Annotated in this window: 26 protein-coding genes; 22 read left to right on the plus strand and 4 right to left on the minus strand. The window is 40.9% G+C overall.

Translation table 11 applies throughout. The features are described from left to right. Positions 1–4: 4 nt before the first annotated feature. The 14 genes from FVA69_RS10015 to FVA69_RS10080 all read left to right on the plus strand — a co-directional run bounded on the left by FVA69_RS10015 (position 5) and on the right by FVA69_RS10080 (position 15,329). Entirely contained in the window at positions 5–220 is a 216-nt protein-coding gene (locus tag FVA69_RS10015) for a hypothetical protein (protein ID WP_164528782.1), read from the plus strand. A gap of 15 nt (positions 221–235) precedes the next feature. After that, the gene (locus FVA69_RS10020; protein ID WP_164528783.1) at positions 236–1,888 is read left to right on the plus strand and encodes a portal protein; all 1,653 of its coding nucleotides are present in this window, start codon (positions 236–238) and stop codon (positions 1,886–1,888) included. Next, positions 1,885–2,208 (plus strand): hypothetical protein, encoded by a 324-nt coding sequence (locus tag FVA69_RS10025; RefSeq protein WP_164528784.1) that lies wholly within the window; start codon positions 1,885–1,887, stop codon positions 2,206–2,208. The genes FVA69_RS10020 and FVA69_RS10025 overlap by 4 nt, the downstream gene beginning before the upstream one ends. Beyond that, positions 2,205–2,873 (plus strand): peptidase, encoded by a 669-nt coding sequence (locus tag FVA69_RS10030; RefSeq protein WP_164528785.1) that lies wholly within the window; start codon positions 2,205–2,207, stop codon positions 2,871–2,873. Before FVA69_RS10025 ends, FVA69_RS10030 begins: the two co-directional genes overlap by 4 nt. A 16-nt stretch (positions 2,874–2,889) precedes the next feature. Continuing rightward, a complete protein-coding gene (locus FVA69_RS10035; RefSeq protein ID WP_109912478.1) occupies positions 2,890–3,879 on the plus strand; it encodes a major capsid protein in 990 nt (329 codons plus the stop codon). Between the two features lie 64 nt (positions 3,880–3,943). Then, a complete protein-coding gene (locus FVA69_RS10040; RefSeq protein ID WP_164529343.1) occupies positions 3,944–4,375 on the plus strand; it encodes a Bbp16 family capsid cement protein in 432 nt (143 codons plus the stop codon). A gap of 8 nt (positions 4,376–4,383) precedes the next feature. Further along, on the plus strand, positions 4,384–4,725 hold the full coding sequence (locus tag FVA69_RS10045; protein WP_164528786.1) for a hypothetical protein: 342 nt from the start codon (positions 4,384–4,386) through the stop codon (positions 4,723–4,725). Between the two features lie 52 nt (positions 4,726–4,777). Then, positions 4,778–5,089, plus strand: coding sequence for a capsid staple protein (gp10, locus tag FVA69_RS10050; protein ID WP_164528787.1), 312 nt, complete (start codon positions 4,778–4,780; stop codon positions 5,087–5,089). Continuing rightward, positions 5,089–5,694, plus strand: a complete 606-nt coding sequence (locus tag FVA69_RS10055) for a hypothetical protein (RefSeq protein ID WP_164528788.1) — start codon at positions 5,089–5,091, stop codon at positions 5,692–5,694. The genes gp10 and FVA69_RS10055 overlap by 1 nt, the downstream gene beginning before the upstream one ends. Then, positions 5,694–8,150: a hypothetical protein gene (locus FVA69_RS10060; protein ID WP_164528789.1), complete on the plus strand. Its 2,457-nt coding sequence runs from the start codon at positions 5,694–5,696 to the stop codon at positions 8,148–8,150. The genes FVA69_RS10055 and FVA69_RS10060 overlap by 1 nt, the downstream gene beginning before the upstream one ends. Then, entirely contained in the window at positions 8,134–8,628 is a 495-nt protein-coding gene (locus FVA69_RS10065; RefSeq protein ID WP_164528790.1) for a hypothetical protein, read from the plus strand. The genes FVA69_RS10060 and FVA69_RS10065 overlap by 17 nt, the downstream gene beginning before the upstream one ends. Further along, positions 8,628–9,203, plus strand: coding sequence for a hypothetical protein (locus FVA69_RS10070; RefSeq protein ID WP_164528791.1), 576 nt, complete (start codon positions 8,628–8,630; stop codon positions 9,201–9,203). The genes FVA69_RS10065 and FVA69_RS10070 overlap by 1 nt, the downstream gene beginning before the upstream one ends. 10 nt (positions 9,204–9,213) lie before the next feature. Continuing rightward, complete coding sequence (locus tag FVA69_RS10075) at positions 9,214–11,958, plus strand: hypothetical protein (RefSeq protein ID WP_164528792.1); 2,745 nt, start codon at positions 9,214–9,216, stop codon at positions 11,956–11,958. 2 nt (positions 11,959–11,960) lie between these two features. After that, on the plus strand, positions 11,961–15,329 hold the full coding sequence (locus FVA69_RS10080; RefSeq protein WP_164528793.1) for a hypothetical protein: 3,369 nt from the start codon (positions 11,961–11,963) through the stop codon (positions 15,327–15,329). Between the two features lie 3 nt (positions 15,330–15,332). Here the strand turns inward: FVA69_RS10080 and FVA69_RS10085 are convergent, their stop codons facing one another. Next, positions 15,333–15,752, minus strand: coding sequence for a hypothetical protein (locus tag FVA69_RS10085; RefSeq protein WP_164528794.1), 420 nt, complete (start codon positions 15,750–15,752; stop codon positions 15,333–15,335). Between the two features lie 141 nt (positions 15,753–15,893). Between FVA69_RS10085 and FVA69_RS10090 the strand changes: the two genes are divergently transcribed. After that, positions 15,894–16,193, plus strand: coding sequence for a hypothetical protein (locus tag FVA69_RS10090; protein WP_164528795.1), 300 nt, complete (start codon positions 15,894–15,896; stop codon positions 16,191–16,193). A gap of 47 nt (positions 16,194–16,240) precedes the next feature. Here the strand turns inward: FVA69_RS10090 and FVA69_RS10095 are convergent, their stop codons facing one another. Continuing rightward, positions 16,241–16,492 (minus strand): hypothetical protein, encoded by a 252-nt coding sequence (locus FVA69_RS10095; protein WP_164528796.1) that lies wholly within the window; start codon positions 16,490–16,492, stop codon positions 16,241–16,243. Between the two features lie 147 nt (positions 16,493–16,639). Between FVA69_RS10095 and FVA69_RS10100 the strand changes: the two genes are divergently transcribed. From FVA69_RS10100 to FVA69_RS10120, 5 genes are all read left to right on the plus strand, one after another. Continuing rightward, a complete protein-coding gene (locus FVA69_RS10100) occupies positions 16,640–19,240 on the plus strand; it encodes a glycosyl hydrolase family 28-related protein (RefSeq protein ID WP_164528797.1) in 2,601 nt (866 codons plus the stop codon). A gap of 66 nt (positions 19,241–19,306) precedes the next feature. After that, a complete protein-coding gene (locus FVA69_RS10105) occupies positions 19,307–19,699 on the plus strand; it encodes a putative holin (protein ID WP_004253793.1) in 393 nt (130 codons plus the stop codon). After that, complete coding sequence (locus FVA69_RS10110) at positions 19,686–19,964, plus strand: phage holin family protein (protein WP_164528798.1); 279 nt, start codon at positions 19,686–19,688, stop codon at positions 19,962–19,964. Before FVA69_RS10105 ends, FVA69_RS10110 begins: the two co-directional genes overlap by 14 nt. Positions 19,965–19,969: 5 nt before the next feature. Next, entirely contained in the window at positions 19,970–20,302 is a 333-nt protein-coding gene (locus FVA69_RS10115; protein ID WP_039861802.1) for a M15 family metallopeptidase, read from the plus strand. Further along, positions 20,302–20,796: a hypothetical protein gene (locus FVA69_RS10120; RefSeq protein WP_164528799.1), complete on the plus strand. Its 495-nt coding sequence runs from the start codon at positions 20,302–20,304 to the stop codon at positions 20,794–20,796. The genes FVA69_RS10115 and FVA69_RS10120 overlap by 1 nt, the downstream gene beginning before the upstream one ends. A gap of 689 nt (positions 20,797–21,485) precedes the next feature. Here the strand turns inward: FVA69_RS10120 and FVA69_RS10125 are convergent. Further along, positions 21,486–22,580, minus strand: a complete 1,095-nt coding sequence (locus FVA69_RS10125; protein WP_004911303.1) for a porin — start codon at positions 22,578–22,580, stop codon at positions 21,486–21,488. Positions 22,581–22,946: 366 nt separating this feature from the next. Between FVA69_RS10125 and alr the strand changes: the two genes are divergently transcribed. Both alr and FVA69_RS10135 read left to right on the plus strand, forming a co-directional pair. Further along, positions 22,947–24,176: an alanine racemase gene (alr, locus tag FVA69_RS10130; RefSeq protein WP_109912497.1), complete on the plus strand. Its 1,230-nt coding sequence runs from the start codon at positions 22,947–22,949 to the stop codon at positions 24,174–24,176. Between the two features lie 218 nt (positions 24,177–24,394). Next, positions 24,395–25,132 carry a phosphatase gene (locus FVA69_RS10135; RefSeq protein ID WP_109912498.1) on the plus strand — a complete coding sequence of 246 codons (738 nt, stop codon included), beginning with the start codon at positions 24,395–24,397 and terminating at the stop codon, positions 25,130–25,132. Positions 25,133–25,244: 112 nt separating this feature from the next. Here FVA69_RS10135 and FVA69_RS10140 read toward each other — a convergent pair whose 3' ends face one another. Then, complete coding sequence (locus FVA69_RS10140; RefSeq protein ID WP_164529344.1) at positions 25,245–25,715, minus strand: GNAT family N-acetyltransferase; 471 nt, start codon at positions 25,713–25,715, stop codon at positions 25,245–25,247. Positions 25,716–25,720 lie beyond the last annotated feature (5 nt).

Raw genomic sequence — 25,720 nt, forward strand, 5'->3', positions numbered from 1 at the left:
TTATATGTGCGGAAATATCCTAGGTGGTAACCCAAAGATTAAAACCCCTCCACCAGTTCAGGCGGCACCACAAGAACAGGACGAGGCTGTAGTAGGTTCGCGTGATGAAGAGCTACGCCGCCGCCGTGCTGCCGCTGGTCGTAAGTCAACATTGCTAACAGGTGCGCAGGGTACAACCAATGCAGCATCAACCAGCGGTAAAACGCTACTTGGTCAGTAACCTAACGGGGGCGGTATGAGTTTAAAGCAGGATTTATTAAAGCAACTCTCACAGCTTAAGAATGAGCGCCAATCATTTGAGCCGCACTGGAAAGAGCTTGCAGAGTATACGCGCCCTCGTAGCACTCGTTTTAACACATCAGAAGTTAATCGCGGTGATAGACGTAATACGAAAATTATCGACCAAGAAGCGGCTAAATCTGAGCGTACTTTATCAAGTGGCATGATGTCAGGGATAACTAGCCCCGCCCGTAAGTGGTTCCGCTTGGCTACGCCAGACCCTGACATGATGAACTATAGCCCTGTAAAAATGTGGCTTGAAGTTGTTGAGCAGCGCATGAACGAGGTGTTCAACCGTTCAAACATCTATCAATCACTACCGCAAACTTATTCCGATATCGGCACCTTTGCCACCAGCGCATTAGCTGTACTGGAAGATAACGAACGTGTCATTCGTACCGTTCCGTTTCCTATTGGTAGCTATTACATTGCGAATGGCCCTGACTTAACCGTTGATACCTGTTTCCGTGAATTCAGCATGACTGTACGCCAGTTGGTTATGGAGTTCGGCTTAGACAATGTGAGTGAACAGGTTAAAAGCATGTGGGACTCTGGCAGCTATAGCCAGTGGATCACCGTCATTCATTCAGTCTACCCAAATTTAAACCGTATCAGCGGCAAGTTGGACGCTAAGAACAAGCTGTTTAAGTCCGTTTACTTTGAAATGGGCGGCGATAGTGACAGGGTTCTGCGTGAATCTGGCTTTGATGAATTTCCAATTATGGCACCACGCTGGGAAGTGAACGGCGAGGACGTCTACGGCTCATCATGCCCCGGCATGATTGCATTGGGTAGCGTGAAAGCATTGCAGCTATTGCAACGCCGCAAAGCACAGCAGATTGATAAAGTCACCAACCCACCTATGCAAGCGCCTGCTTCAATTAAGAATCAGCGCATTTCACTTGTTCCTGGTGGAATAACTTATCTTCCAATGGCTGGTGCTGATCAAATGATTAAGCCGATATTCCAAGTACAAGCCGACATTAACGGCTTGATTGCTGACATTGGCGATACTCGAAATCAAATCAAAGAAGCCTATTTCTCTGACCTATTCATGATGATGGCTAACGTTAATACACGTTCAATGCCCGTCGAGGCAGTCATTGAAATGCGTGAAGAAAAGCTACTCATGTTAGGTCCTGTCTTACAACGCTTGGATTCTGAACTACTCGACAAGTTAATTAATCGTACGTTCGCAATCATGGCGCGCAAAAACCTGTTACCAGTGCCACCAGAAGAAATGCAGGGTATGCAGCTTAAGGTTGAATACATTTCTGTTATGGCGCAGGCGCAAAAATCAGTTGGTGTTAGCAGCATTGAGCGTTTTGTTGGCTTCGTTGGTGGTCTGGCAAATATGAAACCAGAAGCACTCGACAAGATGAACACTGACGAAATGATTGATAACTACGCTGAATCAATCGGTGTTTCCCCAACTATCGTTTCATCCAATGACCAAGTAGCCGCTATTCGCCAGCAGCGTGCAGAGCAACAGCAACAGATGCAACAAATGCAAATGGCACAAGATGCGGTTGCTGGTGCTCAGGCTCTTAGTAATACACCTATGGACGATAACAGCGCCTTATCTGCGCTTGCTGGTGGTGGTCAATGACAAAGTTTGATGATTACTCGGAAGAGGAAAAGGCAGAGATTCAGGCTGATTTAGAGCTTAAAGACAAGCTTAGAAAAGAACGTGAATACGATGATTTAAAGCAGGTTATGAGTACTGAGTGTGGTCGTCGTTTTATTTGGAAAACTCTATCTGCCAGTGGTGTTTTCGAAGTTTCATTTACGCCTGATCCCTATATCACTTCATTCAATGAAGGTAGACGCAATAAGGGATTGGAACTGTTTAACGATGTAATGAGTGTTTGCCCTGATCTCTATTTGGTCATGGCAGAAGAAGCCAAAGAACAGGAGAACAATCAATGAATTTATTTCAACGCTTGGTGTTTCGTCGCCTTTGTAATGAGGTTTCAGTTGATGGTGGCGAGGGTGCAGCTGCGACAACCACAGAAACTACAGCGGTTAAAACTGAAACATCAACAACAGGTGATCAGACTACGACTACTGGTACAGAAACTGACAAGGCTAATGATACGTCCAGTACTAAGCAGGAAGGTGATGACAAGAAGCCTGTAAGCGCTGCGCCTGAAAAGTATGAGTTTACGGTTGGTGAAGGTCAGGAGCTGGATAAAGAAGCGGTAGCGGCGTTTGAGCCCATCGCCCGTGAAATTGGTTTAAGCAACGAGCAGGCGCAAAAGATTGTTGACGTCTACGGCTCTACGATCATGCCGCAAATTGCCAAACAGCAAGAGGCAGCATGGCAAAAGCAAGTAACTGAATGGGCAGAAACGGTAAAGGCAGATAAAGAGCTTGGTTCTGTTGAGTCAATCGGTAACGCACAAAAAGCTGTGGATCAGTTCGGTACGCCAGAGCTCAAGCAATATTTAAATGATTCAGGACTAGGTAATCATCCTGAGTTATTCCGTATTTTTTCAAGAATTGGCAAGGCCATGTCAGAAGATGGTTTTGTAAGTGGTAGCAGTGAAAACGCTCTCAGCACTGCGGATGTACTTTTTGGTGATAGCAAATAAGGTATAGGAGAAGATTATGCCTCAAGCTCTAACATTGGCTGACTGGGCTAAGCGACAGGACCCAAACAGCAAGCAAGCGAAGATCGTTGAACTGCTCAACCAGTCTAACGAAATTCTTGATGATATGGTGTTTGCCGAAGGTAACTTACCTACAGGTCACCGTACAACTGTCCGCACAGGTTTACCAGAAGCTACATGGCGTATTTTGAACTATGGTGTACCGCCAAGTAAATCAACTACTGCACAAGTCACAGACGCTATAGGCATGCTGGAAACTTACTCAGAAGTTGACAAAAAGCTAGCTGATTTAAACGGCAATACATCTGAATTCTTATTGTCGGAAGCGCAAGCGTTCATTGAATCCATGAATCAGCAAATGGCTGAAACGCTTTTCTATGGTGATACAAGTGTACATGCTCAGCGCTTTACTGGATTGTCAGCACGCTTCAATGATTTAAATGCTAAGAATGGTGTAAACATCATTGATGCTGGTGGTACTGGCAGTAATTTAACCTCAATTTGGTTAGTGGTGTGGGGACAGAATACCGTTCATGGCATCTACCCTAAAGGTTCTAAGGCTGGTCTTGAACAGCAGAACTTGGGCGAAGTCACACTAGTCGATGAAAATAACGCTAAATATCAAGGTTATCGTTCTCATTTTAAATGGGAAAATGGATTAACTGTGCGCGATTGGCGTTATGTGGTTCGTATCGCTAACGTTGACCTTTCTAAGTTAACCAAAGACCCAGAAGCTGCAGGCGCTATCGACTTGCCTGATTTACTGATTCAGGCGATTGAGAAAATCCCTAATCTGTCTATGGGTAAACCTGTTTTCTATTGCAATCAGCAGGTACGTAGCTGGATGCGCCGCCAGATTAAAAACTCAAAGAACGTCAATATTTCTATGCAAGAAGTTGCAGGGAAGAAGGTTGTTTCTTTTGATGAAATCCCTGTGCGCCGTACCGATGCAATTCTCACAACTGAGGATCAGGTGGTCGCTAAGTAAGTCAGGCCTATTGTGCGGTGCCTGAATGGGTACCGCTAACTTAATTTTGTTGGGAGTTCGCAACATGATTTTAGATAAAGAAACTTTATTTTCTCTCGACCAAGCAGTAACCGCATCAGCGACTGCGACAAGTATCATTGACCTAACACCAGTTAAAGGTGATTTCCGTGATATCGGTATCGGTGAGCCGTTGCAGCTGTTTGCACAGGTTACTGAGCAGGCTACAGCAGCAGGTGAAGCCAAAGTACAAATCGTACTGGAAACATCAGCAGATAAAGCATTTACAACGCCTGTTGCATTGTTTCAATCCGTTGAAATGCCTATTGCTGATTTAAATGCAGGTAAGCGCATTGTTGTTACCGTTCCGCATGGTGTTATTAAGTATCTGCGTCTGCGTTACGTTGTCACAGATGGTCCATTAACTGCAGGTAAGTTTACAGCGGGTATCGTACTTAACACTGATGCTCATCCTATCTACAACGCCGTAACTAATTAAGGTGTGACATGTCACGATATAAAGTTTTGAAAAAATCATTTATCGCTGGTCGTCTGCTTGAAGTTGGTGAGGAGGTTGAATACAGCGGTATTGCTGGCAGCAACTTAAAGTTGATTGGTGGTGATGATGCTAAACCTGATACTGGCGCTTTGGTTGATGGGGCTGGTGGTGATACTAGTGAGGTTGTAACCAATACTGCTATTAGTGGATCAGGCGATACGGTTGATTCTAGCCTTGAAGCTTTGCGCGAACAGTACACACAACTGTTTGGTAAAGCACCTCATCACAACATGGGCGCAGATAAAATGCGTACCGCGATAGATGAAAAGCGTAAAGAACTTGGGGTGTAACCCCCGATGCTAAAGGGGGCGAAAGCCCCTTTTTCTTTTGGAGATACAGACAATGAAAATGGTCAACTTAAAAATTAGCACAGAAACTTTTGAGAATTCCAAAGGTGAGAGCGAAACACGTGATGAATATCCTTACGGCCTAACTCTCTATCTGGACAATGAAACGTTAGAAAAGTTAGGCGCAACTATCCCTGATGTTGGCGAATCAATTGAATTGTCTGGTATAGCCAAAATTAAATCTAAACGTACCGATGAGCGTGAAGGCAAAAAAACAACATCAGTTGATTTGCAGATAACGGATCTGGCCTTGGGCTCAGGTGATACTAAATCAGCAGCAGATGTTTTATTTGATGGGGGTGAATAATGGCCTCAGAAATCGAAATCTGTAACTTAGCGCTTAGCCGTATTGGTAATAGCCGATTCATTAACAGCCTTAGCGAAAAGAGCAAAGAGGCTGAACAATGCAATTTACACTTCAATCATTGCCGCGATACTACGCTCTCTGATTTCCCGTGGAACTTTGCCAGTAAGCGCGTTGCTTTGGCTGATACAAATAACCCGCCGCCAGACTGGAAATTTGCCTATAGCTACCCAACCGACTGTTTAAAGGCAATAGCCATTATTCAATCTGGCCAGAAATATCCTCAGCCACATAATGCAATTAATTTTCTGGTGGGTTCAGATGCTGATGGTACTGGAAAGCTGATTTACTGCGACCAACCGCAAGCGTGGCTTCAATACACTGCGTCAGTCACTGATGTGAACATGTTTGATTCTTTATTCATTGATGCGCTGGCATGGCGTTTAGCTGGCGAGTTAGCACGCCCATTGGCTTCTAACGCTGGTATCGGTAGTGAAGCATTTCAGATGTACGCAATGTCGATTGCTAACGCTGGCGCTCACTCTCTTGATGAATCATCAGAGCCTAACGATTACATGGATCCATTCACTGAAGCGAGGTTATCGTAATGGCTTATAGCATCATTCAACCGAGTTTTTCTGGTGGCGAAATAGCGCCTAGCCTTTATGGTCGCATTGACTTAGCGAAGTATTCAACCGCTTTGCGTAAGTGTGAAAACTTTCTTGTGCGTCAATATGGCGGCATTGAAAATAGACCAGGAACTAAGTTTATTGCGGCAGCAAAATACCCTAACAAAAAATGCCGCCTGATCCCGTTCCAGTTCAGCACCGTACAAACTTATGCCCTTGAAATGGGTGATAAGTACATGCGTGTTATTAAAGACGGTGGACAGGTGCTTTATGCAGACGGTGAGCACAAAGGCGAAATATTCGAACTAGCAACGCCATACAAAGAAGCTGACCTATTCAATTTAAAATTCACACAGTCAGCAGACGTAATGACTATCGTACACGCTGATTATCCACCAATGGAGCTACAGCGTTATGATCATGACGATTGGAAGCTTGTACCCGTTGAAACGCGCAATGGGCCATTCGAAGATATCAACACCGATAAAGAGCGTAAATTATATGTTAGCGCCAGTACTGGTGATGTAACACTGACAGCAACGCATAATATCTTTGGCGCTGAATTGGTCGGCAAGCAAATCTATATTGAACAACAAGCGATTGATGCTGTACCTGTATGGGAAACAGACAAGACGACTAACATTAATGATCAACGCCGTGCAGGTGCTAATTACTACCGCGCTAATACTGCAGGTAAAAGTGGCACGTTAAGGCCATCACATACAGAAGGTATGAGTTGGGATGGCTGGGGCGGTGATGCTGGGATCCAGTGGGAGTATCTTCACAGTGGTTTCGGTATCGTTAAAATCAATTCTGTCAGTGCCGACGGATTAACAGCTACGGGTAAAGTTGTTTCATACATTCCATCAAATGCTGTCGGTGAAGAAAACGCTACGTATAAATGGGCACGGTCGGTTTGGAATGATGTGGACGGCTATCCTAGTACCGTTATGTATTACCAGCAGCGATTATTTTTTGCTGGATCTCGCGCTTACCCACAAACTATTTGGGCTAGCCGTAGTGGTGACTACAAAGACTTTGGCAAGAATAACCCGATACAAGATGATGACCGTATCATCTACACCTATGCAGGACGCCAAGTTAATGAAATTCGTCACTTAATTGATGTGGGTTCGCTGGTGGCCTTAACGTCTGGCGGTGAGTATCAAATCACTGGGGATCAGAACAAAGTATTAACGCCTAGTAGTTTCTCTTTTTCCTCGCAAGGTGCCAATGGCTGTAGTGATGTGCCACCAATTGCTGTTGCCAATATCGCTTTGTACATCCAAGAAAAAGGTAGCGCTGTGCGTGACCTCGCGTATTCATTCGACGTTGACGGGTACCAAGGCACCGATTTAACCATCATGGCTAATCATCTCTTTCAGCGCCACCAAATTATTGATTGGGCGTTTTCTATCGTTCCTTACTCAATCGCTTGGTGTATTCGCGATGATGGTAAATTGCTTTCATTGACGTATCTCAGAGAGCAGCAAGTATTTGCTTGGGCACCACAAGAGACTGACGGACAATTTGAATCAACCTGCAGCGTCAGTGAAGGCAATGAGGATGCGGTTTATTTCATTGTATGCCGTAAAGTTGGTGGCGGTACCGTACGCTACATAGAGCGTTTAAGTAGTCGTCTATTTACCAAAACCGAGGACGCTTTCTTTGTTGATTCAGGCCTAAGCTATGACGGCAGAAATAAAGATGAAGCTAGCACCGTACACCTAACCACAGTCGATAACTGGACGTATGAAGGGGATATTGCCTTAACCGCCAGTAATGCCATTTTTAAAGATAGTGATATCGGTAACGCTATTCACTTGCCTTATTTTGAAGATGAAGAAAACAAAATGTTACGTTGTGAAATTACTGAGTTTATTAATACTCATGCGGTACGTGTAACGCCTAATCGTGATGTGCCTGAATTACTACAGGATAAGCCGTTAAGCGAATGGGGCTTTGCGCGTTTCCGTTTTGAAGGGCTACAGCACATCGAAGGTAAAACCACCAGCATTCTAGCCGATGCAAACGTATTGCCTCAGCAAAAAGTATCTGGCGGCGCAGTGTCATTAGAAGAACCAGCAGTAGTGGTTCACATTGGCCTACCATATGTTAGCGATATGGAAACCCTAGATATTCATATCAATGGGCAAGAAACGTTACTCGACAAAAAGAAACTGGTTAAGGTGGCAAGCCTTATTGTCAATTCAAGTCGTGGTATATGGGCTGGTACCGAAAAAGACCGGTTATATGAATATGCTCAACGTGAATTCGAGTTCTACGATAATCCAGTTAATGATGCTACTGGCGTGGTAGAAATTAATCTTGATGCACAGTGGAGCAAAAACGGCCGTGTGTATGTCAGGCAATCTGATCCGTTACCTTTATCAATCCTTGCTGCGATACCGCGCTTAGATGTGGGGGGCTTCTAATATGGCAAAGAGTATTGTTCAAATCGTACCAGCTACATTAGAGCATGCGCAGGCATTGGTACCGCATGTTAGACAAGCTGATATCGATGAGTTCTATGTATTGAACCTATCAACGCCTGAGGAGGTTCTAACCTCAGGTATTAACCTATCTACAAAATCATGGGCTGCTATTTTCAATGGTGAGGTAGCGGCTATCTTCGGTGTGTCGCCAGCGTCCATCATCGGCGGCGTTGGCATTCCTTGGTTAGTTGGCTCAGATATTTTAGAGAAGCACCAGAAAGCCTTTCTACGCCGCTGTAAGCCATTCGTTGGCCTAATGCTACAAATCTACCCTGAACTGCTTAATTACGTTGATGAGCGCAATTACATTGCTAAAGCGTGGCTGCATTGGCTAGGGTTCAAACTAGAAGATGCGCAGCCAATTGGTGCGCTTAACTATCCATTTCATAAATTCACGATGAATGCGAGGGCGAAATAATGTGTAGTCCAGTCATTTTAGCAGGGGGCATTCTAGCCTCGGCAGGTATGCAGGCATATAGCCAATATCAATCAGGCAAGTTTAACGCTGAGGTAGCCAACCAAAATGCACGACAGAATGAGCAGGCAGCGAATGATTCAATCAATCGTGGCAATGCTGAGGCAGAGAAACAGCGCTCACGCACACGGCAATTAGCTGGTTCACAAGCGGCGGCAATGTCAGCGAGTGGACTTGATTTAAGTTCAGCAGGTGCCCTTGATATGTTCGGCGATACTGCTGCAATGGGTGAGTTAGACGCTTTAACGTTAGTTAATAATGCGAGTCGTGAAGCGTACGGCCTACGTATGCAAGCAGCTAATGACAGACTGCAGGGAAAAATGGCACGTCGTGAGGGTAATTTTGGCGCTGCTACAACATTATTAACTGCACCAATTAAAGCATACGGCGCATATCAATTGGCTGGTGGTACATGGGATCCGTTCTCTGGTACATCAGGCGCGGCGGCTGGTGGCAGTACAAGCAACAACATGTTTGATATTGCCAAGAAAAGCGGTACCAATCGTTTTGTATTTTAAGGGGTGATATATGCCAATAGTACCAACGTACAAAGAACAGCAGGTTAGTTCATCACCTCTGCCGAATAATGGTTTTAGTGTTCAGTCGAACCCTGATCAGTTTGGTGCAGGCTTAGGTCAAGTAGCTGAGCAATACACAGGCTTATTCGCTGAAGCGAAGCAACGGGCTAATGTAGCTCTGGCACAAGATGCATCACTGCAACTTAGACAGAAAGCCAATGAATTGATGAACGATCCGCGCAATGGATTACTTGCAATGCAGGGTAAGAATGCTATTGGTAAAGGTTATGAGTTTGAGCAGGCATTTGATATTGCCGCTGGTGAAATAGCAGGAACGTTGCAGGATGATGCAATCAAAAGTATGTTCGCACAGCAAGCAAAAGAAATGCGGTTGCAGTTTAGCTCGCAGGCTAATAAGCATGAAATGGGGCAAATTAAAGCTTACGAACAAGACCAATTCCAAGCAACGTTATCTGTTAATGCGGAGTCAGCTGCTAGTTTGTATGGTGATAACAATGCTTACCTATCAGCAAACAAACAAGTATTCCAACAAATAGAAGAATTTGGGTTTTCGCACGGCTGGAGTGATGAGCAGATTCTAGCAAAGAAACAAGAATTTAAAACAGCTACAGCCAAGAGAGCTATTGAAAATCAGATAGGTTCTGATTATATGCAGTTTATGCAGCAGAACGGAGAGCCATCAGATAACGGTGGTATTAGTCGTTATTATGATAAATCTACCTCATCTTCTAGTAGTGGATCTGCGCGTGGAGTTCGTAATAACAATCCGGGCAACATTAGAATGTCAAAGGATGTTTGGGTAGGACAAACGGGTAATGACGGTTCGTTTGTGACATTCGCTACACCTGCACATGGCATTAGAGCTACAGGAAAAAACCTATTATCGTATGCGAGGCAGGGGTATGTAACACCTGAGCAGATCATTACTCGATGGGCTCCACCTGAGGATGATAACGATACTGAAGGTTATATTAAATTCGTATCTGATTATCTCAATGTTCCTCGTGATACTGTTCTTGACCTAACTGACTTAGATACATTAACTCGCCTATCAATGGCGATAATGATTCAAGAGAATGGGCAAGGTGAAGTTAGCAAGCTATCTAATGATGATATTTCAAATGGAATTCAATCAGCGCTTGGATTGGTAAGTTTACCTAGCTCACCTAATGCACCTAAACGCTTAACTGGTTCAGTGGCTTTCGATGCGCTCGATGAGTCAGACCAAGCAAAATACTTGAAGCAAGCTGAGCAAATGGACAAGCAACGCCAACAGCAATTACAAACTGAGCTTGGTACGACTATTTCTGATTCCTATGCGGCATGGGAAAACGGTCTTGATGCACCTAATGCGCCATCTGAAAAAACTATTATTTCTGCTTTTGGTTATGACAAAGGCACTGCAATGATAGCGGATATGCAAGAAGCGAAGCGCTATGCTGGATTGATATCAGCTGCTAAAGATATGACGCAACAGGCTCAGCGCTCATTATTAAACAGCATCATGCCGGACCCATCTGAAAGCAGTTATGCAAGTAAAATGCAGCGTTGGGAAAAATTCGGTAAGTTTGTTGATAGCAATATCAAGGCACAAGAAAAGGTATTTTCAGCCAATCGCCTGCAGTTATCCATACAAAATAACTTCCCACTAGATCCTAACGATAAAAGCAATCAAGATGCAGCTGATAACTATTTTACTAACAATATCGAATCATCATTCAATATTCGAGATGAGAATAGTTTAAATGCTGTAGCTGAAATATCCAGCCGTACTGGGATTATTCCCTCGCAAATTAAATCAAAACTGGTGACCGGTTCAACATCTAGAAACCCTGAATTAGTCATTCCAATGGCTAAAATGTACGGGCAAATATTTGATAATAATCCGTCTGCGATTAATGGCCTATCTACTGATGCCATGGCTTACTATGGAAAAATATACGATTTAACGCGCTCAGGTATGGATAGTGAAAAAGCCATAGATATTGCATACAACCTGACCTATGAGCAGAACGATAGAACTAAGGCTATTATCGCTGAACAGATGCGCGATAAGAAATACAGCAAAGAAAGAGAGAAAGCTGCACAAGGTAATATAAATAGTTTCTTTGCTTTAGGTGGTTTCTCATCGCCGAATGTTACCAAGCCAAGTGTTAGCAACCGTGAATATATGCGAGATTACCAAACGCTCTATGATGCAAACTTTGCTAGTACTGGTGGGGATCCTGATTTAGCTAAAAAAATGACGAATGCTCAGGTTAAAAAAACATGGGGTGTCACTTCAATCAATGGTAAAGATGAAGTTATGCGTTATGCGCCTGAGGCTGTTTACGGTACCAATGAGAGCGGCGCAGGTAACTGGATCATAGGCCAATGGCGTGAAGAGCAAAAACAGCTTAAATCTAAAGTGTTCGGCGGCATGCCTGATGATGCAGAATTTGTTTTAGTTCCTGATGCGGTGACTGCTCGTGATTACAGTTATGCAATTATGTTGAAACAAACTGGCAGCGATAACATCCCTGTATTTACACCTTTCCTTGGTGAAAATGGAATGCCGTCACGCTTCAAGCCAGAGCAATCATCATCACCAATGTACCGTGAAGTTATGGATAAGCGGCAGAAAACATATCAAGAGGCTAAGAAAGAGCGTGAGATATTAGAAGGTAACGCCAAACCTGAACCGATTGATTATGGTTTCAGTAACACACTTAACACTATGTTTGGGAGAGAATAATTATGCCTATTTATGAAATGAATCCAAGTGATGTAATGGGCGCTGATGTTGGCTCAATTAAACAGCCTGACCCTCAATATGGTGAATCAAGTGATGTAGGCATTCTTGATGCTGCAAACCCTTTCAGTGATAAAAATGAGGTATCTAAGCTGCGTGATGCTGCGTTTCGCATTGATAACTCGGTAGGTAGTTTAATAGCTACCATGCCTTTTAATCAGTTCGAAGAGCAAGACGGTTATAACCCATTTGATGATGAACGTACGTTATCTGGCTATGAAGATTTTGCCGATGCATTTATTCACTCTAAATCACCAGAGGAAACATCAGCAATAAAACAGCGTATTAATAGACAAATGCAAGATAGACAAATGCTGCAAGACGCTGGCGGCGCAGGATTAATATCAAGTATAGCAATGGGAGTAATTGATCCTATCAACGTTGCCGCAATGATGATACCTGCAGGAACTATTGTTCGTGGTGGCGATGTATTGGCTACAGCAAGCAAATTTTCCGTATCTAATGCGCTTGGTGGTGTTGCTTCTGAATTGGCTCTATCTGCTACCCAAGAAACTAGAACGCTTGAAGAAAGCGCATTGAACGTAACTTTTGACGCTATGTTAGGCGGTTTGCTTGGTTCGGCAGCTCAGCTAGTAAAAAATAGAGGTCAGATAGTTAATAAATTGAAAAACGATGTGTTGGGTGAACAGCAGACAATACAACAAAATATTCCTGATAATACTAGTGTAGGTGCAATGGAAGTACCTGATACCACATTAGAACAGGAAACATTGAAAGGACCATCATTTATTAACAGAACAATGAATGTTAGCCCTGTTGGTCGCGTGGCTCAATCACCATCAAAAACAGCACGGCAAATTAACCAGCAGCTTGCAGAGAATAATTTTACCTTTGCAAAAAATGAAGAGGGTATTGCATCGTTCACAGCGGTAGAAACTAAGGTAAGAGGATATGAAACACTTGTTTATAAGCAAGTTGAATCAACCAAAGACTTTTATAAAACCTATCGCAAAAAGGCCAAAGAGCGTGGCGGCAGTCGATTAAGTCTATATGAATTCAGTGAGCAAGTTGGTGATGCTATGCGTAATGGCGATCGCCATGCAATACCAGAAGTTGCAGAAGCAGCAAGAGCCGTGCGACCTATCGTTGAGAAAACCAAGGATCGCATGGTTGAGCTTGGTATCTTGCGTGAGGGGGTGACTGTATCAACGGCAGAAAGCTATTTTCCTCGCATTTATAAGTTCGACAAAATACTGAATGACCGAGCAGAGTTTCGCACCATTATTGCTGATTGGTTGCAGGAAATGAATCAGCGAACAGTGTATAAGGCTGAATCTAGTTTAGCTAAAGCCGATGCAGGAATAGAACAAGCCAGAGCATCCGCGCCACAAGCAGAAAAGTTGAACGCTGAAATAAAAGAAGCTGAACGCTGGTCTGGTAAAAAACAGCTTTTAATGGATGAAATAGAAAAGAACCGCAAATTAGTTGCAGAAAAAGAAACTGTTACAGCCGAAATTGAAAAGCGTAGAGCAAAAAAGCCAACTAAAAAGCTGGAACAATTAGAGCGTAAACTAGTTCGCATTGAAGAAGCTGAAAACAAACTGGCTTCTTATCAACGTTCTTTAGACATTTTAGACAAGCCGCGCCAGTTTAGAAATGAATATCGCCAATTAACCCGTAAAGCTAACTCACTTACTCGCTATGATAATCGCCGTCATGCAGCATTGCGCAGAATGGAACCATTAGCGCGTGAAGAGGTTGAAGCAGCAGCGGATGATATCATTAATAAAATTATAGGCGCACCATCTGGCATTGTACCTAGTGAGCTGATCCCTGATGGATTAACTAAGCGTGCAGGTTTCACCAAATCACGTACGTTAAATATTCCAGATGAACGTATTAAAGACTTTTTAGAATCAGATGTTAACTACGTAATGGAAAACTATATTCGCCAAGTTGCGCCAGAAATAGAGCTTACCGCACAGTTCGGGCGTGTTGATATGGATGCACAAATTAAAGCCATTACCAATGATTACAATACGTTAATTTCAGAAGCTAAAACAGCGAAAGAGCGCGGGAAATTAGAAGCTAGAAGGGATGCTGATTTGCGAGATATTCGCGCTATGCGTGACAGGTTATTAGGCACCTATGGCGCACCTAAAGATCCATCAAGTTTCTTTGTTAGGGCCGGTCGCATTGCTCGTCACGTTAATTTTTTACGCTTGCTTGGTGGTATGACAATTTCATCATTGCCAGATATGGCCAGACCGATCATGCAGCATGGTTTGCGTAGCGCATTAAAGCCATTGGGTAAAATGTTAACCGACATTAGCGCAATGAAGATTGCCAAGGCTGATTTGCGTGAAATGGGTATAGGCCTTGAATATGCATTGTCTAGCCGTTCTAAAGTTATCGCTGACCTTAATGATCCCTATGCTCGCCGTACTTTTATTGAACGTGGTTTAGAATGGTCCTCACAAAAGTTTGGTAATTTCACACTGATGAATCAATATACAGACACAATGAAGATGTGGACAGGTGTTGTAACGCAATCAAAGATACTCAGAGCTGCGCAAGAGGTTGCGGCTGGTAATGCATTAAGTAGCAAAGAAATTAAAAAGCTGGCGCATCTTGGCGTTGATAAAAACATGTTAGAGCGCATAGCTCAGCAATATTCAAAACACGGTGAAGATTTAGACGGCATGTTAACTGGCCATAGTCACTTGTGGGATGATCGCGTAGTACGTGAAACTTTCCAAGCTGCGGTATTGAAAGACGTTAGAACAACAGTAATCACTCCTGGTATTGGTGACACGCCATTAATGATGAGTAGCGAATTAGGTAAGATTGTGATGCAGTTTAAAACTTTCTTCTTTGGTACCCACAATAGGGCGTTAGTGTCTGGTATTCAGTCTGGTGATGCCTCATTCTATTATGGCGCATTGTTACAAATTTCCTTGGGTTCATTGGTTTATGTATTAAAATCAATGATGGCAGGGCGTGAAATTAATGCTGAACCTGCTAACCTTGTGAAAGAGGGGTTAGACTGGTCTGGAATGATGGGCTGGTTAGGTGAGCCTAATAATCTATTAGAAAATCTCAGCGGTGGTTCGTACGGTATGAGCGCTATGTTTGGTGGCCCACCAGCATCACGTTACCAAAGTCGCAACGGTATTGGGGCATTATTAGGTCCCACATTTGACCTTGGTGGTGATATCCAAAATATTACTGCAGGTGTTATGAATGGTGAGTTTGATGATAGAGAAGTTAGATCGGTAAGAAAGCTGTTACCATTTCAGAATCTTTTCTATCTATCACCGTTGCTAAATCAGGTTGAAGAACAACTAAAATAAAAATTACAAAGTACATAGTAGGACTGAATGACTTATTGGTTTATTCTGCTCTACTATTTTTTCAGCAAGAGAAAAGCCATCTTCGTCTAAAGAAATCATAGTTATAATAGCCTTGAAGTCATTTTCATATATGTATTTTTTTATATGGCGGCCTTTATATCTATCGTTTATATAGGAAACAAAGTTATTAAGCATATTCATTGTATCCTCAGTAACTAGCTCACCTAAAGGTAGCTCTATTATTTGCTTGGCAACGTGTATTACTAATATGTTAGACAACACTTCAGAGCTGCTGTAATCGCTTTTCAACCCCATGAATGCTAATACTTTACCTCCATTTGTAACTGTAAAACCAAGGTCATTAGCCATCTGTTGTACTTCTTCGAATGTGTTTTTTTCTTTTTTTTTGAACAATCCAAACATGCTACCTCACATTATTATAAGGGTTATGCTGTTAACCTATCAGGTTAATTCTTAAAGTAGAATTATTCAATCCAAAAAGCACATCGCAAGTGGCTACGTTATACCATATTATTATCACTTAAGTGATTGGAGCTATTAGTTATGAACAAAGAGCAATTCAATGAGTTGGAAAGAGATTATTCAAACGCTGAAAGCAACAGAAAGTGGGGAATGTATATCTTTATAGGCGCCATTTTAGTAATGATAGCAAATATATCTTGGGGATGGAGTGATAGCCCTGTGTTTGTTGGTATTATAATAGGGGGCAGTCTAGTGTTTTCGGCTATCAACTATGAAAAATCTAAGGTCTTAAAGCGGAAGTTAGATCAAATATGTACTTCTAGATATGGTAAAACATATAAAGATTCACTAATTGAGATTATTCATGATAAATGGATATAGGTATTAAAAAGCACCTCCGCATAGGTGCTTTAAATTACCTTAAACGATTACTTGTTTAACTCATTTGCAATATATTCAATATGCGTCTTGATGTTCTCTTTAACCTTCAAACTCAGATTTATGTAATTCATCATTGCTGTAATTTCAATGAGTGCCGCGCTCACGTCACATCCTTCACTATCCAGTTTTCTTAGTAGTTCTTCTACATTCGATTTACTCATCAACTCCTTTATTCCAGTTTCGGTATTAACTTTATCTGCATAGTTATCTGGTGCTGGGAAATTAATTACATCTTTCATATTAACTACCTATATGATTTAAGGAGCTTATACAGTAACTGAAAAATCATTACCAATGTTTATCTTTTTATATTTAAAAGTAAACAATATTCCGTTAATGAATTTTAATGGCTATCATACACCAACGTAACCGAGTGGAGAATAGCCATGACTGTTTCAACTGAAATCAGCAGTAATGAATATACAGGAAACGGTGTAACAACCGATTTTGATTATAAGTTCAGGATTTTTAAAGCAAACCAATTGAGTGTTATCACTTCAGATGCTGACGGGGATAACGTTGTAACCTTGCGTTTAGGCACTGACTACACAGTAACAGGCGCTAATAAGTCGGCTGGTGGAAAGGTAATCTTAACTAAACCACTTGCCAACGGGCATAAAATTAGCATCGCCCGTGATATTCCAATCACACAAGAAACCTCATTCCGCAATCAAAGTAAGTTCCTTGCTGAAACGCACGAGGATGCATTTGACTACCTGACCATGATTTTACAACGCATTTGGGGAAGCCTCGGATCGCTATACCTAAAGCGCCCAAATATTCTAGCTAATTGGTTCGACGCTAAAGGTTATCGCATTGCTAACCTTGGCAAGCCTAAACGTGATAGTGATGCGGTTGATTTAGGTACGATGAAAGATGAGATTGAAGTCGTAAACAGTACGGTATTGAAACGTGAAAAACGTTTACTGCGCGTTGATGATATGGATATTGCGGCATTTCCAAAAGCAACAGAACGTAGAAATAAACAGATAGGATTTGATAACTCAGGATCGCCAACATTATTAGACCCAGTGGAAACAGGGGCGCTAGGTTATGTATTGGTTGACTCATTTGAAAAAGGTGCAGTTATAACAGGCCGTTTTCAAGCGTTGTTCTGGGAGGAAAAAAGAGAATATTTTAGATTTGATGGACCTCTACCAAAGACTGTTCCACCGTTATCAACACCAGAAACAACAGGTGGAATAAAGACAAATGAAAATCCAAATGGATTGTGGGTTAGTGTAGGAGATGCAAGTTTAAGGAATGAGCTTCCAAGATTGATTGGTGACATAACAAACTACCAAGCTGCTAACGTAGGAGATATGTTAGAAGGCAAGACGATATCTAAAAACAAAATATCACTTGCTATTGGTCAAGTATGGTCAACAGGAGGAACTCAATGGAAGCTTACTAGCGATTCAACCCCGATAACAATTGATAATTTCAGAGCTTTTAACTGTATAAATGGTTGTGATTTTGGGATGAAAGGTGATGGCGTAACGGATAATACAATACCGTTCCAAAATGCCATTAATTCATTAAAAGGAAAACCGAAAGGTGGTGTGGTGTTTTTACCACGCGGTGTATACGTTATATCTGATTCCATTAACATTAATAGAGATGCTGGGGATGGTGTTAATTACCCCAGCGTACCAGCTATGGGGTTGGATAATATAACTATAGAGGGTGAATCAAAATCAGGGGACTATTTAACGCAGGAATGGGGGACAACAATTAAACAAATCAACCCAGATAAAAATGGGTTGTGGTTTTTTGGTTACACAACATCTCCAAAGGTAAGGTTTTTACAAGTAATCGGTGCAAAGACCGGTGTGAAATTTGATAACTGCCTATTCTTTGAGCTTTCATCCACATCTTTAATGAGAAATGAATATGGATGTGAAGTTTGGGGGAATGGAGTTGGAAATGTTTTCGGTAATAAAATTCGTGAAAACTTTAAATTTGGGCTTGCACTATATGCATCGTCTGGAGATACCCTTGTTCAAGGGAATGACATAGGTAGGCAGGGTTATGGAAAATCTGGCAGTTATCAATCAGCAAATGTTTATATAAGCAGTGGTGGTATACGTTTAATAAATAATTTAATTTTCACATGCCGAAATACTGAAAACTCTCATGGGGTTATAATTGCAGGAAGAAATGAAGTTGACCCAGATAATGGAAAAATATATAGAGCAGATACTGATCTTCAGTATGTTATTATAGAAAATAACTTAATAGCTGCTAATAAAAAAGCATTAACAGTAAGAGGGGGGACGCTTTCATCCCCTAAAGTTAATGACCTGCATATTGTGAGAAATAGCTTTAAAGCTGGAGAAACTATAGAAGAGAGAGAGGATAGGTTAGGTGTAGATTTAACTCATGTTAAATTTTTCAGCATTAGCGAAAATCATTTTTCTGGATTTAAATTATCTGGATTACATATAACTGGCGCTTTACATTGCGGGGACATATTTCATAATAGATTTTATAATAATCAAGGAAATGGAATTACATGTGACTTGGCTAAATTTGTAAATATTTCTAGTAATTTCTTCGAATCAAATGATGGTATTGATGTAGAGATTAAGAATACGATCAATACAGGAGATTATTCTCAGAATAATACTATTTCTGAGAATGCATTTTTAGGTGGCTCACTAGCAAAATACAAAGAAGGTGAGCATGTGAGGCGAAATAATCTCTATTCAAATAAAGGCGCAACATTTGCTGAATTGAAGTCAGGTTTAAATGAATCAGGAATTGATACAACACTGGTTTCTCACGAAAATGGTGATACATCAGCATTTAGTGGCAATTTACTGGTAGATAAAAACATACGCTCTGAAAAATTAGTGATTGCTAGAAATGGGTTAGCAGTTGGCAATGCAGAAAATAAAGCGGTTGGTGCTGCTAAAAATAAGAGAGTTGAAGTGTTTGATATAAATGGAGAGTCAATAGGTTATATTCAGCTATTTGATGCTTGATTAATAATTCTATTATGGGTTTTTGTTTATCTTTTTATGCTGTAGTATCATGGTTATTTCTCAACCATGGTGCTACACATGAATGAAAATGCCACAACGGTTACAGGCCTAAGCCTTGCATCCTTTCTAGGTTACTTTTCAGGATTGCCCCCTGAGGTTGTTATGGGGGCCATTCTTGGCGCTATTTACTTTACTACAGCAGCTACAGAATTCTCTTTCGCTATCCGTTCAGTATTTGCAATTCTTAGCCTAGGGGCTGGTTTATTATTCTTTAGTCCTTTCGCTACTATCTTCGTTTCAATGACAGGGTTAATCGGTGTTAAACCAGACGCCTATAACATTGATAGCTTAGACGCTCTTGGGGCATTTGTTGCCTCGCTTCTCTCTGTAAAACTAAGTATCAAATTGTACAAGAAAGCTGATATCCCAAAGGGAGGCAACGGCCATGACGTACGATAAATTCCTGCTTATCACAAATGCGTTTGTTTGTTTAGTTATGTTCTTGCGTGGTCTTTACTTTGTGAGAGACGGTAAAGGCTACAGCAAGCTTGGTGGTTGGCTGGCTTATGCATTTTTAGGGTATTCAGCATCGGTACCAGTCTACTCCTATCTTGATCCTAGCTATCAAGCAGGTATTCAAAACTTAATTCCTAATTTATTTCTTTGTGCTGCGTTGTTTGCTAAGCGCGGCAATGTCATGCAGTTAATTAAAAAAGTGGGGTGATCCTAATGTCCATGGTGGATAAACAAAATAGATTTACTGGAATGGTGGCTAAGTTAATTATCTTTGCTCAGGCGAACGGCTACCAGTTAACTTTTGGGGAAGCATACCGAACGAAAGAACAGGCGGCATTAAATGAAAAGGCAGGTAAAGGTATTAGTAAAAGCCTTCATACAGAGCGCCTAGCGGTTGATTTTAACTTATTTAAAGATGGTAAGTGGCTAACTGCTTCCAGCGATCATAAGCCACTTGGTGAATATTGGGAATCAATTGGCGGCAGTTGGGGCGGTCGTTTTAATGACGGAAACCATTATTCATTGGAACACAACGGAGTTCGCTAATGAAACAAGTAGCCATTGCATTAATTGCGCTGGCTATCTCATTTGCCGCTGGTTTTATGACTAGCGTCATTTTTTCTGATAACCAGCAAATGACAAAACAGATTGCCGGGCAACAGGAAGATGAGAAAGACCTAGTGCTTAACATCGACAAACGCAAGCAGGCAGACGAAGAGCAACAAAACAGGGTGGTGATATACAATGAACAGAAAGAACGTGCTACGATGCGCACAGACGATTTGCTTAAGCGTGTTCTTAATCACTTTGACAGCGTGCAGTACGAAACAAGTGCCACGGAAACAAAAACTGATGGTACCATTAACGCCGATACCTGCAGAGCTGAGAGAACAAAGGCCAGTGAACTTTCTCGACAACTACGAAGCACACTTGAAGTCTATGGGCGTGAGTCTAATCGTGCCGATGAAAACACAAGGGCCCTTAATTTATGCATTACCGACTTAGCTGCAAAAGAAAAATTACTCGAATCGTATCGATAGATTGCTGTACAAATATTGTTCACTTTTCACTTTGACGGTATCAGTGACGGTATCATAACCCACTAGGTTAATTCTGTTTTATATAAATCAATAGGTTATGCTTGGTGTAAATAATTGAGTGGGAATAATATAGCAATTGTTGATAACAGTTTTTAGTTATCGATAAATTCAAAGGCATCAGTTAGTTACTGGTGCCTTTTTGTTTTTTGGTGACGAGTAGGTCATTTTACTTTGGTTAAGTGATGATCACTTTATTGATTAATATGCTTATAGGTGGAACTGGAATGAAAAAAGTAACAATGGTTATAATAGATGCTCTTAGATTTTTAGGTAACCTAAAAAGCACTTCAATAGAGTACTCGTAAATACTATATCTGTGCTTCAATGACGTCTATCGTAACGGTAATAAAATGGATATTAGGTCAATATATACTTATCGATGAGGGATAATAAATATCACCTAAAGTGGTATTTTTGAAGCCATGCTGTAGCAATAATAAATTTTTACCTGATTACGAATTTTAAAACTTTTATAAAATGATGAGAGATAATTTTAATGAGGGGAAAGTAGGGCTTACTGATATATTAAATTCAGTTAGATATTTAATGCATGATTGAGCAACAGGATTATAAAGTAAAAGCAATCCGTCTATAACGGATGCTTTTACTTTACGCTAGGGATAATAATTTTAGAATTGATACACTAACCCTAAGCCAAGCACGTTATCAGTATTCACTTTGTAATGGTCAGTAAAATCATTATCGTTTAACAAGTTGATTTTATAATCGATAACAGCACTCAAATTTTTATTAAAGTCATAAGCTGAGCCGATGGCAATATAATTCACTAATTCTTTATCCCCAAAGTTGCCTAAGTTTTTACCTTTGGAATAGTTATAGCCAATTGATGGGGTTAGACCGAAGTCAAAAGAATATAAGGCAACCACTTCAAGATTCTGAGTTTTATTTGCTATTGACTCCATATCATCATTACCAAAACGGCTCATATTAAGTGTTTGGCCATACATGACGGCGAGATAGAGGTCTTCGTATTCAAATTTTCCTCCTACGTTCCATGCTTCGGCGCGTTTACCCGTTGCACTACTGGTTGTGGCATCTTTTTGTTTTGGTGTGCGGGAAGATGAGGAGTAACCACCGCCAAGGGAAATACCATAACCTAACTCATAAGCAGTCGATAAGCCAAAACCATCGCCGTTATCGGTTAACTCATCTCCGGATGATAGGTTTTTTTCACCATTTTTACCTTGATATTGTAGTGCGAAGCTTAAACCGTCAATGTAACCAAAAGCATTATTATTGCGATAAGTGAGTAAATTGCGGTTACGGCTTAGCATGTAATTATCTTCTTGATCCATCGTATCCGCTCCCCAGAGTGGTAATACGTCTGTCCAAGCATTGGTATCATAAATAACACCATAATTGCGGCCATAATCAAGGGAGCCGTAATCTGCAAATTTTAAGCCTGCATAAGCTAAACGATTGCTATTTTCTTCAGTTGATTCCGATTGGTTAGTTTTCGTTTCCCATTCAAAACGCCCAAAGCCAATGAGCTGGTCGGTGATTTGCGAATCACCTTTTAGCCCTAGTCTGACACGTGAGTCGTCACCATCTTCGCCACTACGGCTTTTGGCAATATGATGGCGGACATCAATTTGTCCGTATACATCAAGTTTATTACCATCTTTATTGTACATTTCAGCGGAGTTAGCAACATTGACAGTAAGTAGTGTTGGAATAATGAGTGTGAGTAATTTGTACTTCATAACATAGCCTTATGGATTGAGTGATATTTAGTAAAAATTCCTAATTGATAGTTATTATCATTTAAGCATGTTAATTCGCCAAATAAAAAGTGTAACAAAAGTAAATGTTAGTGAAATTATTGCCATAACCTATTAAATAATAAAAATAATTTGATTTACGATGATTTCAACCAAATGTTTTATTTCTAAAAAAGAAAAATTAACTCGAAAAAGATATTTTGTCTTTTTATGCAAAAAAAGTGAATTATTACTTGTTCGGGGTATGAAGGTTGGTATTATTTAAAACCGATACATATTTTGTCTATTTCCACCTAGAATTATAAAAATAATGTCTTGGTAAAAATCACTAGAGATAAGGAACAACACGTGGCTTTTCGTTTGAAGTATCTGGCATTACTCCCTTTACTGGTTGCTGCAACAGCTTGTCAACAGCCAAACAATATCACAACACCGGTAGAAACATATGCGACACAAAACCAACCGGTGGTGGTTAATAACGCATGGATTGAAATATCTCGCAGCGCATTAGATTTTAATATTAAGAAAGTACAAAACCTACTAGGAGATAAATCTTCGCTGTGTGCCGTTTTGAAAGGAGATGCATATGGGCATGACCTTTCTTTAGTTACACCAATAATGATTGAAAATAATGTGCAATGCATTGGGGTAACAAATAATCAAGAGCTTAAGACCGTGAGAGATTTAGGTTTTAAAGGCCGATTAATGCGAGTGAGAAGTGCGACAGAGCAAGAAATGGCTCAGGCTACACAATATGAAACGGAAGAGTTAATCGGTAATTTAGAAATGGCGCAGCGCTTAAATGCGATTGCGAAAAAGCAGAATAAAGTGATTCCTATTCATCTGGCACTGAACTCAGCCGGGATGTCGCGCAACGGTTTAGAGGTGAGTACACTTGCTGGCCTTAATGAAGCTAAGCTGATTTCACAATTACCTCAGTTAAAAATCGTCGGTATTATGTCTCATTATCCAGAAGAGGATGAAACTCAGATCCGTAAGGACCTCAAAAAATTCAAGAAAGAATCTCAACAAGTATTGAATACGACAGGGCTAAAGCGTGAAGACATTACATTACATGTCGCGAATACTTATGCAACTATTACGGTACCTGAATCATGGTTGGATATGGTACGTGTCGGTGGCATTTTCTACGGCGATACCGTTGCGACAAATGACTATAAACGCGTGATGACACTGAAATCGAGCATTGCCTCTGTGAATCATTATCCAAAGGGAAATACAGTGGGTTATGATAGAACGTATACCTTGAAACGTGATTCTGTATTAGCAAATATCCCTGTAGGTTATGCGGATGGCTATCGCCGTGTATTTAGCAATGCGGGACATGCATTAATTAATGGCCAAACAGTTCCTGTTTTAGGAAAAACATCAATGAATACAGTCATGGTTGATGTTACTGATTTAAAAAACGTTAGCCCAGGAGATGAAGTTGTATTTTTTGGTAAACAAGGTAATGCTGAAATTACTGCCGAAGAGGTTGAGGATATCAGTGGTGCATTATTTACCGAAATGTCAATTTTGTGGGGAGCGACTAATAAACGTATCTTAGTTGATTAAGTTAATTTTTAATTCTGTGTATTTTAACCCGCAATAATCGCGGGTTTTTTTATCCTGAAAGTTTCTTAGGATATTATCTAATATATTGCAATATGTTGATAAAATGCTGTTTAGGTGAATGACTATCGAAACTTTTAAATTGATATGTTAGCTTGGTTGAATCTTTCCTGAGCAGGTAGGCTCGGAAGGTAAGTAGAAAAAATAGAAGGATATCATTTATGTATCAAGTTGATTTACATGCGCATACTATTGCCAGCACCCATGCTTATAGTACAGTTAATGAATATTTCGCTGAGGCCGCAAGCCGTGGTGTCAAACTATTTGCGATTACCGACCACGGGCCTGAAATGCAAGATGCTCCACATGAGTGGCATTTTGGTAATATGCCTATCTTGCCGAGAATTGTTGATGGTGTTGGTTTATTGTACGGTATTGAAGCAAATATAAAGAACAAGTTGGGTGAGACAGACTGCAATGAAAAGATCGCTCGTCATTTAGATATTATTTTAGCTGGTTTTCATGAACCGGTTCTTGAGCCCCAAAGTTTAGCTGATAATACAGAAGCTATGATTGCCACGATCCGTAGTGGTAAAGTGCAAATAATTACCCATCCAGGCAATCCTAAATATCCTATTGATATCAAAGCAGTAGCGCAAGCCGCGAAAGAGTGTAATGTTGCTTTGGAAATGAATAACTCTTCATTCCTACATTCAAGAGCGGGTAGTCAACAGAATTGCTTAGAAATAGCTAAGGCAGTTAAAGAAACTGGCGGGTGGGTTGCATTAGGTTCAGACTCACATTTTGCCGGGTATCTCGGCCGTTTTGATCGCGTAGTTGAAATGTTGGAATCAATTAGTTTTCCACAATCACAAATTTTAAATGTTTCTCCACGTCGTGTATTGGACTTTTTAGTGTCCCATGGGCGTAAGCCTATTGCCGAATTTGCTGATTTTTAGTTGTTATTCAAAACTGCATTCACAAATACAGTTAGCCTAAAATACAGTCAATATTAAATAGAATAAAGCCACAGAATAGCTTAGTGGCTTTTAACTCCAATTAAATTGAAAGTTATATTTCAATTTCCATTTGAACACAATCTAACTCGACTTGTGCGAGACAAGAGTAGTAGCTAGCATGTTTAATCGAAGTAAAACCATGTTTCTGATAAAAGCGTTCAGCATTTGGTGATGAATCTAATACCAATTTTTTAATATTTCTCTTTTTGGCTTCAGCTTTAATGGCATCTAATATTAAGCTAGCAGCTCCACAGCCAGTGTATTGTGGTAAGGTAAATATGGCATCAACACTGTTAGCCTCTAAATTAAGATAACCAGTTGCAACGGGCTCGTCATTGTTATTTACCGCGACAAAGAATGGGTTATTCCTCACAATGTGTATATAACTTACCGGCATTTCATCAGGTGTCCAGGCACGGATCGTTTTTGTATCAAAACTCGTTGTGCAACCATGGCGAATGGCTTGGTTACGTATAGACCAAAGAAGTTCGGCTTCATCGGGGGTTGCTAACCTAATTTTTATCATGA

The sequence above is a fragment of the Providencia sp. PROV004 genome (assembly GCF_011045615.1).
Lineage (GTDB): Bacteria > Pseudomonadota > Gammaproteobacteria > Enterobacterales > Enterobacteriaceae > Providencia > Providencia rettgeri.

Bases quoted from the DNA above. Each gene is read 5' to 3' on its own strand.
- FVA69_RS10015 (WP_164528782.1), top strand. From the start codon at position 5: ATGTGCGGAAATATCCTAGGTGGTAACCCAAAGATTAAAACCCCTCCA.
- FVA69_RS10020 (WP_164528783.1), top strand. From the start codon at position 236: ATGAGTTTAAAGCAGGATTTATTAAAGCAACTCTCACAGCTTAAGAAT.
- FVA69_RS10025 (WP_164528784.1), top strand. From the start codon at position 1,885: ATGACAAAGTTTGATGATTACTCGGAAGAGGAAAAGGCAGAGATTCAG.
- FVA69_RS10030 (WP_164528785.1), top strand. From the start codon at position 2,205: ATGAATTTATTTCAACGCTTGGTGTTTCGTCGCCTTTGTAATGAGGTT.
- FVA69_RS10035 (WP_109912478.1), top strand. From the start codon at position 2,890: ATGCCTCAAGCTCTAACATTGGCTGACTGGGCTAAGCGACAGGACCCA.
- FVA69_RS10040 (WP_164529343.1), top strand. From the start codon at position 3,944: ATGATTTTAGATAAAGAAACTTTATTTTCTCTCGACCAAGCAGTAACC.
- FVA69_RS10045 (WP_164528786.1), top strand. From the start codon at position 4,384: ATGTCACGATATAAAGTTTTGAAAAAATCATTTATCGCTGGTCGTCTG.
- gp10 (WP_164528787.1), top strand. From the start codon at position 4,778: ATGAAAATGGTCAACTTAAAAATTAGCACAGAAACTTTTGAGAATTCC.
- FVA69_RS10055 (WP_164528788.1), top strand. From the start codon at position 5,089: ATGGCCTCAGAAATCGAAATCTGTAACTTAGCGCTTAGCCGTATTGGT.
- FVA69_RS10060 (WP_164528789.1), top strand. From the start codon at position 5,694: ATGGCTTATAGCATCATTCAACCGAGTTTTTCTGGTGGCGAAATAGCG.
- FVA69_RS10065 (WP_164528790.1), top strand. From the start codon at position 8,134: ATGTGGGGGGCTTCTAATATGGCAAAGAGTATTGTTCAAATCGTACCA.
- FVA69_RS10070 (WP_164528791.1), top strand. From the start codon at position 8,628: ATGTGTAGTCCAGTCATTTTAGCAGGGGGCATTCTAGCCTCGGCAGGT.
- FVA69_RS10075 (WP_164528792.1), top strand. From the start codon at position 9,214: ATGCCAATAGTACCAACGTACAAAGAACAGCAGGTTAGTTCATCACCT.
- FVA69_RS10080 (WP_164528793.1), top strand. From the start codon at position 11,961: ATGCCTATTTATGAAATGAATCCAAGTGATGTAATGGGCGCTGATGTT.
- FVA69_RS10085 (WP_164528794.1), bottom strand. From the start codon at position 15,752: ATGTTTGGATTGTTCAAAAAAAAAGAAAAAAACACATTCGAAGAAGTA.
- FVA69_RS10090 (WP_164528795.1), top strand. From the start codon at position 15,894: ATGAACAAAGAGCAATTCAATGAGTTGGAAAGAGATTATTCAAACGCT.
- FVA69_RS10095 (WP_164528796.1), bottom strand. From the start codon at position 16,492: ATGAAAGATGTAATTAATTTCCCAGCACCAGATAACTATGCAGATAAA.
- FVA69_RS10100 (WP_164528797.1), top strand. From the start codon at position 16,640: ATGACTGTTTCAACTGAAATCAGCAGTAATGAATATACAGGAAACGGT.
- FVA69_RS10105 (WP_004253793.1), top strand. From the start codon at position 19,307: ATGGTGCTACACATGAATGAAAATGCCACAACGGTTACAGGCCTAAGC.
- FVA69_RS10110 (WP_164528798.1), top strand. From the start codon at position 19,686: ATGACGTACGATAAATTCCTGCTTATCACAAATGCGTTTGTTTGTTTA.
- FVA69_RS10115 (WP_039861802.1), top strand. From the start codon at position 19,970: ATGTCCATGGTGGATAAACAAAATAGATTTACTGGAATGGTGGCTAAG.
- FVA69_RS10120 (WP_164528799.1), top strand. From the start codon at position 20,302: ATGAAACAAGTAGCCATTGCATTAATTGCGCTGGCTATCTCATTTGCC.
- FVA69_RS10125 (WP_004911303.1), bottom strand. From the start codon at position 22,580: ATGAAGTACAAATTACTCACACTCATTATTCCAACACTACTTACTGTC.
- FVA69_RS10135 (WP_109912498.1), top strand. From the start codon at position 24,395: ATGTATCAAGTTGATTTACATGCGCATACTATTGCCAGCACCCATGCT.